The following is an 11,481-nucleotide window of genomic DNA, read 5'->3' as shown; positions in this document are numbered from 1 at the left end:
GCCGGCCCGGCTGCCCGGCGACGGACGGATCGGCCGGTTCGCGCGCGGACGTCCCGACGATCCGCGGTGGGTGCGGCCCGCGCTGCTCGGGCTGCTCGCGGCGACGGCCGTGCTCTACCTGTGGGGCCTGGGCGCCTCCGGCTGGGCGAACGCCTTCTACTCGGCGTCGGTCCAGGCCGGCTCGGTGAGCTGGAAGGCGATGTTCTACGCCTCCTCGGACGCCGGGAACTCCATCACCGTCGACAAGCCCCCGGCCTCGATCTGGGTGATGGCGCTCTCCGCGCGCGTCTTCGGGGTGAACGCCTGGAGCATCCTCGTCCCGCAGGCGCTGATGGGCGTCGCCACGGTCGGCCTGCTCTACGCCGCGGTGCGCCGGGCCTTCCCGGCCGGCGCGGCGCTGCTCGCCGGGGCCGTCCTCGCGATCACCCCGGTCGCGACGCTGATGTTCCGGTTCAACAACCCGGACGCCCTGCTCGTCCTGCTGCTGGTCGCCGCGGCGTACGCGACGCTGCGCGCCGTCGAGACCGCGGGCACCCGCTGGCTGGTCTGGGCCGGGGTGTTCGTCAGCTTCGGCTTTCTGACGAAGATGCTGCAGGCGCTGCTGATCGTCCCGGTGCTGGCCCTCGTCTACCTCGTCACCGCACCGACGCGGTTCACCCGGCGGCTGTGGCAGGTCGGAGCGGGCACGCTCGGACTGATCGTCCCGTCCGGGATCTTCATCGCGATCGTCGAGCTCGTCCCCGACTCGGCCCGCCCGTACATCGGCGGGTCGCAGCACAACAGCATCCTGGAGCTGACTCTCGGCTACAACGGCCTGGGCCGGCTGACCGGCAACGAGTCCGGCAGCGTCGGCGGCGGCGGCGGTGGCGGCGCCCGCACCATGTGGGGCACGACCGGCTGGGGCCGGATGTTCGGCTCCGAGGTCGGCGCGCAGATCTCCTGGCTGTTGCCGACCGCGCTCGCCCTGCTGGTGGCGGGCCTGTGGATCACCCGGCGCGCACCCCGCACCGATCCCGGACGGGCCGCGCTCGCGGTCTGGGGCGGCTGGCTGCTGGTCACCGGCATCGTGTTCAGCCAGATGCAGGGCATCTTCCACGCCTACTACACGGTCGCGCTCGCCCCCGCGGTCGGCGCCGTGGTCGGTATGGGAGCCGCGACCCTGTGGCGCCGCCGTGAGCACCCGATCGCCGCGGCCACCATGGCCGGGATCCTGGTGCTGACCGCGCTGTGGTCCTACGTCCTGCTCGACCGCACACCCGACTGGAACCCGTGGATGCGCTGGGTCGTGCTGATCGTCGGTTTCGCGGCGGCACTGCTGCTCATCGTGCTCTCGCGGCTGCCGCGGGCGGCCCGGCTGGTGGTCGTCGCGGCCGCGCTGGTCTCGGCGCTGCTCGGGCCGCTCGGCTACTCGATCGCGACCGCGGCCACCCCGCACACCGGTTCCATCCCGTCCGCGGGCCCGGCAGGCTCGGGCTTCGGCGGACCGGGCGGTGGCGGACGGCAGTTGTTCGGCGGACCGGGCGGCGGCAACGGCGGGGCCCAGCAGGGGACGACGCAGGTCCCCGGCGGCGGCACTGCTCCGGGAGGTACAGCTCCGGGCGGCACGGCCCCCGGAGGGACGGCCCCCGGAGGCACTACTCAGGGCGGCGCCGCCCCCGGAGGCACTACTCAGGGCGGCGCCGCCCCCGGCGGCACTACTCAGGGCGGCGCCGCCCCCGGCGGCACTACTCAGGGCGGCACTGCTCCCGGCGGCACGCAGGGCGGCCCCGGCGGTGGCATGGGCGGCCTGCTCAGCGCCGGTAACCCCAGCGAGGAGGTCCTCGCGCTGCTGGAGGCGGACGCCTCGTCCTACACCTGGGTGGCGGCGTCCGTCGGGTCGAACAACGCCGCCGGCTACCAGCTCGCCAGTGGCGATCCGGTGATGGCGATCGGTGGCTTCAACGGCAGCGACCCCTCCCCCACCCTCGAGCAGTTCAAGCAGTACGTGGCGGACGGCCGCATCCACTACTTCATCGGCGGCGGCGGCTTCGGCGGGCAGAACGGCGGAAGCCAGGCGTCCAGTGACATCGCGGCCTGGGTCGCGGCGAACTTCACCGCCACCACCGTCGACGGCACAACCCTCTACAACCTGACCACCCCAACCACCACCACAACCACCACCCCAAGCGGCACCACCACAGCCTGACCCCGACTCGACACAACCGTGGCGGGTGGGTGAGTCCATGGACTCACCCACCCGCCACACATCGTTGCGCCCGGTCCAGGGAGACGGGGGGCGGGGAGCGGGGCCCACTCCAGCCAGCGTGTCGGGGCGGTCCCGCCCTCACGAACAGCAAGCCAGGTGTCGGGGCGGTCCCGCGCTCACGAGCAGCGGAGCCACAGCCCGCACCACCACGACGAGGTCAGACCGTCACCTATCGGACAAAAACCCCGCACATCGGGGTGGCCTGCTCGCCGTTTCGCATCTCGCTCGCCCTTTCAGAGCGAATTTCGCCGGGAATGCCCCCTGAAACGGCGAGTAGCCGAGCACCAAAACGGACCCGGGGCCTCCACCGCCAAACCGAGGCCCGCCGACGGCCGGCGCACCGAGACGCCCAGCCCAACCCGGCCCAGCCCGGGGGGCTGGTCTCACAGCGGGGGCACAGGGATGGCACACGCCGGGCACAGGCCCTGGGCGGACCGTGAACAACATGACGACGGATGCCAGGACCAGCGGCGGCAGGGTGACCAGCTCCCACGCGGTGACGGCGGAACGGACCGACCTGGTGCCCAGGCCGCGGGCCGGACTGCTCCCGGCCGGCCAGCCCGTGCTCGACGTGGTCGTCCCGGTCTACAACGAGGAGAACGACCTGGCTCCCTGCGTGCGCCGGCTGCACGCCCACCTGCGGGGGGCCTTTCCGTATCCGTTCCGGATCACGGTCGCCGACAACGCCAGCACCGACACGACACTGGTGATCGCCCGCACGCTGGCGGGCGAGCTGCCCGAGGTCTCGGTGATCCACCTCGAGGCGAAGGGACGCGGCCGGGCGCTGCGTACCGCCTGGGGCGCCTCCGCCGCACCCGTCCTGGCCTACATGGACGTCGATCTATCGACGGACCTGGCCGCGCTGCTCCCCCTGGTCGCCCCGCTGATCTCGGGGCATTCCGACCTCGCGATCGGGACCCGGCTCTCACGGTCGTCCCGGGTCGTGCGCGGCCCGAAGCGGGAGGTGATCTCGCGCTGCTACAACCTGCTGCTGCGCGGCACCCTCGCCGCCCGGTTCACCGACGCCCAGTGCGGTTTCAAGGCCATCCGCGCAGACGTCGCCACGAGCCTGCTGCCGCTGGTCCAGGACACCGGATGGTTCTTCGACACGGAGATGCTGGTCATCGCCGAGCGGTGCGGCCTGCGCATCCACGAGGTCCCGGTGGACTGGGTCGACGATCCCGACAGCCGGGTGGACGTCCTCGCGACCGCGATGGCGGATCTGAAGGGCGTCGCCCGGCTCGCCCGGGCCCTCGGGACGGGTGCGCTGCCCGTCGCGCAGCTGCGGCACGAGTTCGGGCGCGCTCCCTTGACCTGGACGCCCAGCACGGGCACGGACACGGACACGGACACGGACCAGCCGGCCCGGTTCGAAACGACCGGGCCCGGAACGACCACGAGCGGAGGCGGAGTGGCCGCAGGCGGAGCCCCCGAAGCAGCTCCCGGAGCCGGAGCTCCCGGAACAGCGGCTCCCGGAACAGCGGCGACCGGAGCGGCAGCGTCCGGAGCGGCCGGCAACCGGGCGACGGTGATCGGAGTGCCCGCCGGGCTGACCGGGCAGCTGCTGCGGTTCGCCGGGGTGGGGATCGCCAGCACACTGGCCTACCTGGTGCTGTTCGTGCTGCTGCGCACCGCGACCGGGGCCCAGGCCGCGAACCTGATCGCGCTGCTGGTGACGGCGGTCGCGAACACGGCCGCCAACCGCCGGCTCACCTTCGGGGTCACCGGCCGCGGCGACGCCGGCCGCCATCACCTGCAGGGGCTGTTCGTCTTCGCCATCGGGCTGCTCCTGACCAGCGGCTCGCTGGCCGCGCTGCACGCGGCGAGCGACTCCCCGGGGCGGTTCCCGGAGGTCAGCGTGCTCGTGCTGGCGAACCTGGCGTCGACGGTGGTCCGGTTCCTGCTGATGCGCGCCTGGGTGTTCCACCCGTCCCGGCTGCGCCGCCCGGCCGGTGGGGCGACCCGGTCAGCGGACGACGGCCCGAGCCGCTCGGGCCGCTCCGGGCACGGCGCGCACCAGCTCTGAGGCGCGGGTGTCCCACCGGATGCTGGCCAACCCCCGCTCGGCGGTGATCAGGAGCTCGAAATCAGCGGGTCGGGGTGGTAGGCGTGGAAGGTTCCGGTGCGACGCCCGTCTCGGGCCGGCGCACCGAGGTTCGGCGGCCAGGGCCTGGCCTCGGTGCGCGTCGCAGGAAAACTCCTAAGCTTTCAAGATCACAGCCTCGGCCTGAGGATAAGCCCCTAGCCTATGAAGATCGACTAGCTACGGGGTAGTGCGGCGGGCAACGTGCCGTCAGGGGCGCAGGATCAGGAGAAGGTCGCCGACCTCGACCGATTCGCCGCTGGAGCGGACGAGTTCGGCGATCTTCCCGGCGGCCGGGCTGGTGACCGCGGCCTCCATCTTCATGGCCTCGACCACGGCGAGTTTCTGGCCCTTCTCGATCTCGTCGCCGGCCGCGACGGCGAAGGTGACGATCCCGGGCAGGCCGGCGCCGACGTGGGTCGGGTCGGACGGGTCGGCGCGCCGGGCCGCGGTGGCCGTCGCCTTGATCGAGTTGTCGCGGACCCGAACCGGGCGGGGCTGGCCGTTGACCCGCAGGTAGAGGGTGCGCATGCCGGCGCTGTCCGGCTCGCCCACCGTCTCCAGCGTCACGATGATCTCGACTCCGGGTTCGAGCATGACGCTCGCCGGGCGGCCGGGGACCAGGCCGAACAGGAACGCCTCGGTGGGGATCACCGAGGAGTCGCCGTAGGTGGCGACGGCCTTGCGGTAGTCCTTCCACGGGCCGGGGAACAGCAGCCGGGACAGCGCCGCCCGCCGGCCGGCGCCGGGCTCGGCCAGCGCGGCGGCGTCCTCGGCGGCGAGGGTGGCCGCGGGCGGCTCGGGACGGCGGCCGGCCAGCGCCCGCTCCCGGAACGGCTCGGCGAAGCCGGCCGGGGGTGTGCCGAGTTCGCCGGCCAGGTAGCCCAGGACGCTGGCGGGCAGGTCGTACTCCTCGGGATGCTCACGCAGCCGGTCGACGTCCACCGAGCCGCCGGCGATGAACAGCGCCAGGTCACCGACGACCTTGCTGGTCGGGGTGACCTTGATCGGCTTGCCGAGCAGGTCGTTCGCGATCGCGTAGCACTCGGTGACCTGGGCCCAGCGGTCGCCGAGGCCGAGGCTGATGGCCTGCTGGCGCAGGTTGGTGAGCTGCCCGCCGGGGATCTCGTGCCGGTACACCGCCCCGGTCGGCGCGCGCAGCCCGGCCTCGAACGGCGAGTAGAGATCGCGCACGGCCTCCCAGTACGACTCCATCGCCGACAGCGCGCCGAGCCGGATGCCGGTGGCCCGCGGGGTGTGGTCGGTGGCGGCGACCAGGGCGGAGAGGTTCGGCTGGCTGGTGCCGCCGGACATCGGCGCGGCCGCCGCGTCGACGGCGTCCACCCCGGCCTCGTTGGCCGCGATCAGGGTGGCGAGCTGACCACCGGCGGTGTCGTGGGTGTGCAGGTGGACGGGTACGTCGAAGCGCTCCCGCAGCGCGGCGACCAGCGCGTGGGCGGCGGCCGGGCGCAGCAGCCCGGCCATGTCCTTGATCGCCAACACGTGCACGCCGGCCTGGACGAGCTGGTCGGCCAGGCGCAGGTAGTAGTCGAGGGTGTAGATCCGCTCGCCGGGGTCGGTCAGGTCGCCGGTGTAGCACAGGGTGCCCTCGGCGACGGCGTTCGTCTCCAGCACGGCGGCGATCGCCGGGCGCATCTGCTCGATGTCGTTGAGCGCGTCGAAGATCCGGAAGATGTCGAGCCCGGCGGCCGCCGCCTCGGCGACGAACGCGCGCACGACGTCGTCCGGGTAGGGGGTGTAGCCGACGGCGTTGCGCCCGCGCAGCAGCATCTGCAGGCAGATGTTCGGCACCGCCGCCCGCACCGCCGTCAGGCGCTCCCACGGGTCCTCGGCGAGGAAGCGCAACGCGACGTCGTAGGTGGCCCCACCCCAGCACTCCAGGCTCAGCAGGTTCGGGGTGAGCTCGGCGAGCGCGGGCGCGGCGGCCAGGATGTCGAAGCTGCGCAGCCGGGTCGCCAGCAGCGACTGGTGCGCGTCACGCAGCGTGGTGTCGGTGACCGCCAGCGCGGTCCGCCCCCGCAGGTCCGCCGCCCACCCGGCCGGCCCCAGCTCGGTCAGGAGCTGACGCGACCCGGCCGCCGGGGTGTCGGTCGGGTGCAGCGGCGGGAGCAGCGTGCGCGGCTCCGTCAGGGCGACCCCCGCCGGACGGGCGTGCCCGTTCACCGTGCTCTCCGCCAGCCGGGCCAGCATGCGGCTCGTCGCGTCCCCGTCGTCGAGGGCGTTCACCAGGCCGGGGCGCTCGTCGATGAACGAGGTCGTGACCCCGCCGGCCAGGAAGTCGGGGTCTTCGAGCAGCCGGCCGAGGAACTCGATGTTGGTGCGCACGCCGCGGACCCGGAACTCGCCCAGCGCCCGCCGGGCGCGCCGGGACGCCTTCTCCAGCGTCGAACCACGCGCGGTCAGCTTCACCAGCAGCGAGTCGAAGTACGGGCTGACCTCCGCCCCCGGGTAGGTGGCGCCGTCGAGGCGGACCCCGGGCCCGCCCGGCGACTGGTAGAAGGTGATCGTCCCGGTGTCGGGGCGGAAGCCGTCCGAGGGATCCTCGGTCGTCACCCGGCACTGGATCGCGGTGCCCCGCAGCGCGATCGCGTCCTGGGTGAGGTTCAGGTCGGTCAGGCTCTCCCCGGCGGCGACCCGCAGCTGCGCGGCGACGATGTCGACACCGGTGACCTCCTCGGTCACCGTGTGCTCGACCTGGATGCGCGGGTTCATCTCCATGAACGTGAACGCGCCGTCGGCCCCGACGAGGAACTCCACCGTCCCGGCGTTCACATAGCCGACGTGACGGGCGAAGCGCACCGCGGCATCACACAGTGCGTCCCGGGTCGACTCGTCCAGCGCCGGCGCCGGGGCGATCTCGACGACCTTCTGGTGCCGGCGCTGCACCGAGCAGTCCCGCTCGAACAGGTGGATCACGTTCCCGTAGTTGTCGGCGAAGACCTGCACCTCGACATGACGCGGCCGCTCCACCGCCTGCTCCAGGAAGACCGTGCCGTCCCCGAACGCGGCCGCCGCCTCGCGCGACGCACTCGCCACCGCCTCCGCGAGGTCCTCCGGACGCAGCACCCGGCGCAGCCCGCGCCCGCCACCACCCGCCGACGCCTTCACGAACAGCGGGAACCCGACCTCGGCCGCGGCCTCCTGCGCACCGACGCCGTCCGGCAGCGGCTCCGAGGCCCGCAGCACCGGCAGCCCCGCGGCGATCGCCGCGTTACGGGCCGCCACCTTGTCACCCGTCAGCCGCAGCACAGCCGGCGGCGGGCCGACGAACGTCACGCCAGCCGCCGCGCATGCCTCCGCCAGCACCGCCGACTCCGACAGGAACCCGTAACCCGGGTGCAGCGTGTCGGCGTCCGCCTGCTTGGCGACCCGCAACAGCGCGTCGATGTCGAGGTAGCCACGCACCGGATGACCCGGCTCGCACAGCTCGTAGGCCTCGGACGCCTTCGTGCGGTGCAGCGCGGAGACATCCTCGGGGGTGTAGACGGCCACCGTCCGCAACCCGAGCTCGTGCGCGGCCCGGAACACCCGAACCGCGATCTCACTGCGGTTTGCCACCAGTACCTTGCGCACGCGCGGCTCCTCACGAACGTCGGCGGTACGTCTCACACAGACCGAGGTCCGCCAATTCTGGGCGGATTCCCCGCCGGGCGCCAAAGGTCGTGACATGTGACGCCACCCGAGGGCATGGGTTTGCCTACCTGTGACTCGGTGGTACCCAACCACGCCGTCAGGCACGGAACCGTCCACACGCGCTGCGTCACCGGCCGGGCGCGGTCGCCGCGCCCGGCCCGACGCCGACCGATCGGCCCGGAAACACCGGAGGGTCGGCTCAGTAACGCCAGCGGAGCCGGTCGGCGATCTCGGCCGGATCCGCTCCGGCGAACAGCTCGATCTCGCCGCGGCGGACCGCGACGAGCGTCGCGTGCAGCTCGGTGCCCAGGGCGTCGCGCAGCACCTCGTCCGCCTCGAAGGCGGCGACCGCCTCGCCGAGCCCGGTCGGCAGCCGGCGGATCCCGCGTCGGGCGAGCTCCGAGCCGTCCAGGCTGGCCGGATCGCACCCGACCGGCTCCGGCAGGACAGCGGCGCCCGCCCGGCGCGGATCATCGAGGCACTCCAGGCCGGCGAGCCCGGCGGCCAGCACTCCACCGACGGCCAGGTACGGGTTCGCGGCCAGGTCGAAGCACTTGACCTCGACGTTCGCCGTCCCCGGCTCCCCCTCGGCCCCGACGATCAGCCGGATCGCGGCCTCCCGGTTCTCCAGGCCCCAGCACGCGAACGCCCCGGCCCAGTGCGACGGCACGAGGCGCAGGTAGGAGGCCACACTCGGGGCACCGAGAGCCATCAGGGCGGGCAGCCGTCCGAGGATGCCCGCGACGAACGCCTCGCCCGGCGCGGTGAGGCCGTACGGTCCCGTCCCGCCGGACATCAGACTCGTCCCGCCGGTGCCGGAGCGACGGACCTCACCGGCGCGGCCGCCGTCCCCGTCGCGGTCGCGGTCGCGGTCGCGGTGCAGGCTGAGGTGGAGGTGACCGCCGTTACCCACGCTGCCGGCGAGGACCTTGGGCGAGAACGAGACCCGCAGCCCGTGCCGCAGGGACACCGCCCGCACCGTCTCCCGGGTCAGCACGGCGGTGTCGGCGGCCCCGAGCGGGTCCTCCGCCGCGACCGACACCTCGAACTGCCCGGCGGCGTACTCCGGATGGATCTGCAGGACGGCGATCTCCTGGCTGGTCAGGGCGACGACCAGATCCCGCAGGTAGTCGGAGAGCTCGACCACCCGGGTCATCCCGTACGCGGGCCCGGAGCAGGCGGGGGCGAAGTCGTCCCGGCCGGCCGGGGAGACCGTCCACTCGATCTCGAACCCGGCGCGGCAGCGCAGCCCGCGCCGGGCCAGCCGCGCGGTCTGCGCACGGACGAAGGCCCGGCAGTCCTGCGCGTGCGGCCGGCCGGCGAGGTCGAAGCGGTCGGCCGGCGCCCAGGCCCAGCCGGGCTGTGCGTGCAGGCGGGTGAGCCGGCCGAGGTCCGGGCGCAGGCGCAGGTCACCGACCGGTCCGCCGGCGTACCGGGTGACGAGCGTGGAGTCGTCGACAAGGAACGCGTCGAAGGTCGGTGACGCGCCCACGCCGTGCGTCACCGCGTGGGCCAGGCGGCTCACCGGCACGCCCTTCATCCGGGCGATGCCGGCGTTGTCCACCCACGTGAGCGCGACCGCCACGACGTCCCGGGATGCCAGTTCGGCCGCCACCGACTCAGCCGCGTGGTGGTTCATGACCAGCATGATCCTCGAGAACAGGCCCGGTCGCACACCGGCACCGTCCACAGGCGGGTACACCCGAAATCCCCGGTAGACAGCGGACATGCTGGCTTCGCGGTTCGGTTGTCCCCAGACCGAGGGCATTAATCCACAAGTTATCCACAGGCTGTGACTGACGGTGGACGCCGGTGGCCGACTAACCTCCGTCAGCAGGCATGCGCGGGCAGTGAAACGGGCACGATCATGTGGTGCTGCCGTGCGTGGAGAGCCTCTCCCTGGTCGATCATCACTGTCACGGGCTGCTTCTGCGCGACCTCGACCGCCCCGACTTCGAGCGGATGCTCACCGAGGCCGACGAGCCGGGCCCGGCCGGGACGACCCTCTTCGACAGCCACATCGGGTTCGCCGTACGCCGCTGGTGCGCCCCCGTCCTCGACCTGCCCCGGCACGCCGCGCCGGACGTCTACCTCGCGCGGCGCCGGGAGCTCGGCGTCGAGGAGGTCAACCGGCGCTTCCTGCGCGCCGCCGGCATCGGCGCGTTCTGCGTCGACGCCGGCTACCTGCCCGAGCCGCTGACGTCGGCGACCGAGCTCGCCACCGCCGGCGGCGGGACGGGCCACGACATCCTGCGGCTGGAGCGCCTCGCCGAGGCGCTGGCGGTCGACATCCTCACCGGCCAGCTCGGGGTGACCCACTTCGCCGACACCGTCCGCGAGCGGGTGACCGGCGCGAGCCCGACGACCGTGGGCCTCAAGTCGGTCGCCGCCTACCGGGTCGGCCTCGACCTGCCGGCGACCCGCCCCACCGACCGGGAGGTCGCGGCCGCCGTCCGCGACTGGCTCGGCCTGATCCGCCGCGGCGTCCCCATCCGGCTCGCCGACCCGGTGCTGCACGCGTTCCTGATCTGGACGGGCGTGGACGCCGGCCTGCCGGTGCAGATCCACGTCGGGTACGGCGACGCCGAGCTCGACCTGCACCGGTGCAACCCGCTGCTGCTCACCGGCCTGCTGCGGGCCCTCGCGCCGACCGGGGTGCCGGTGATGCTGCTGCACTGCTACCCCTACCACCGGGAGGCGGGGTACCTGGCCCAGGTCTTCCCGACCGTCCACCTGGACGTCGGGCTCGCCGTGCACAACGTCGGGCGCCGCGCCCCGGCGCTGCTGGCCGAGGCGCTCGAGCTCGCCCCGTTCAGCAGGTTCCTGTTCTCCACCGACGCGTTCGGGCTCGCCGAGCTCTACCTGCTCGGCGCGCGGCTGTTCCGGCAGGCCCTGTCCACCGTGCTCGGCGACGGCATCGCGGACGGCGACTGGACCGACGACGACGCCCGGCGCGTCGCCGAGCTCATCGGAGCGGGCAACGCCCGGCGCATCTACCGCCTCTCGGAGCCGGGGCGCGAGACGACCGCCGTCACGTCGTCGCGTTCCTCCGGCCGGTCGAGCGGTCCCCGGGTCACCGCGCCGGCTCCCGCTACGCTTGAGGATTGTTGACGTCCTCCCCCGCTGAACGCGGGGGATTCCAACTCCTACACACCCACCAGAGGAGGTGTGGAGTGTTGAGGTTCGCGGTTAGCGGGCGCGGCCGACGTCGCCCCTCCCCGCGCGGTCACGGCCCGTCCAGCCGCGATGTTGCATGCCGCGTTCACGTCCGCGTTGGCCGTATGCCCGCAGGCGACGCACCGGAACACCGCTTGGCTCTCGCGGTTCCCGGGCGCCACATGCCCGCAGGACGAGCAACACAGGCTGGTGTAAGCGGCCGGGATCTTCTCCACCCGGCCGGGTGCTTTCTGTTCCAACCGCCGGGCAAGCAGACCCCAGCCGTTGGCGAGGATGCCCCGGTTCAGTCCGGCTTTCTGGCGAACATTGCGGCCCGGCTGGT

At 73.4% G+C, this 11,481-nt stretch carries 6 protein-coding genes; 3 read left to right on the top strand and 3 right to left on the bottom strand.

The genetic code is table 11. The annotated features are described in order from the left end of the window. Positions 1–10: 10 nt before the first annotated feature. Positions 11–2,185 (top strand): glycosyltransferase family 39 protein, encoded by a 2,175-nt coding sequence (locus tag FMEAI12_RS07825; protein WP_112105508.1) that lies wholly within the window; start codon positions 11–13, stop codon positions 2,183–2,185. 505 nt (positions 2,186–2,690) lie between these two features. Beyond that, positions 2,691–4,271 (top strand): bifunctional glycosyltransferase family 2/GtrA family protein, encoded by a 1,581-nt coding sequence (locus tag FMEAI12_RS07820; RefSeq protein ID WP_235013804.1) that lies wholly within the window; start codon positions 2,691–2,693, stop codon positions 4,269–4,271. A 267-nt stretch (positions 4,272–4,538) separates the two neighbouring features. Here FMEAI12_RS07820 and FMEAI12_RS07815 read toward each other — a convergent pair whose 3' ends face one another. Both FMEAI12_RS07815 and FMEAI12_RS07810 read right to left on the bottom strand, forming a co-directional pair. After that, positions 4,539–7,922 (bottom strand): pyruvate carboxylase, encoded by a 3,384-nt coding sequence (locus FMEAI12_RS07815; protein ID WP_112105506.1) that lies wholly within the window; start codon positions 7,920–7,922, stop codon positions 4,539–4,541. A 259-nt stretch (positions 7,923–8,181) separates the two neighbouring features. After that, the gene (locus FMEAI12_RS07810) at positions 8,182–9,621 is read right to left on the bottom strand and encodes a glutamine synthetase family protein (RefSeq protein ID WP_235013805.1); all 1,440 of its coding nucleotides are present in this window, start codon (positions 9,619–9,621) and stop codon (positions 8,182–8,184) included. A gap of 230 nt (positions 9,622–9,851) precedes the next feature. Here FMEAI12_RS07810 and FMEAI12_RS07805 point away from each other — a divergent pair, with 230 nt between their 5' ends. After that, complete coding sequence (locus FMEAI12_RS07805) at positions 9,852–11,093, top strand: amidohydrolase family protein (RefSeq protein WP_112105504.1); 1,242 nt, start codon at positions 9,852–9,854, stop codon at positions 11,091–11,093. Positions 11,094–11,128: 35 nt separating this feature from the next. Here the strand turns inward: FMEAI12_RS07805 and FMEAI12_RS07800 are convergent. Beyond that, a partial coding sequence (locus FMEAI12_RS07800; protein WP_146776650.1) for a zinc ribbon domain-containing protein occupies positions 11,129–11,481 on the bottom strand: 353 nt, incomplete at its 5' end.

Source organism: Parafrankia sp. Ea1.12, from assembly GCF_900465275.1.
In the GTDB taxonomy this organism is placed as follows: Bacteria; Actinomycetota; Actinomycetes; order Frankiales; family Frankiaceae; genus Parafrankia; species Parafrankia soli.
This window is presented reverse-complemented; position numbering and strand designations above follow the sequence as displayed.

Bases quoted from the DNA above. Each gene is read 5' to 3' on its own strand.
- FMEAI12_RS07820 (WP_235013804.1), top strand. From the start codon at position 2,691: ATGACGACGGATGCCAGGACCAGCGGCGGCAGGGTGACCAGCTCCCAC.
- FMEAI12_RS07810 (WP_235013805.1), bottom strand. From the start codon at position 9,621: ATGAACCACCACGCGGCTGAGTCGGTGGCGGCCGAACTGGCATCCCGG.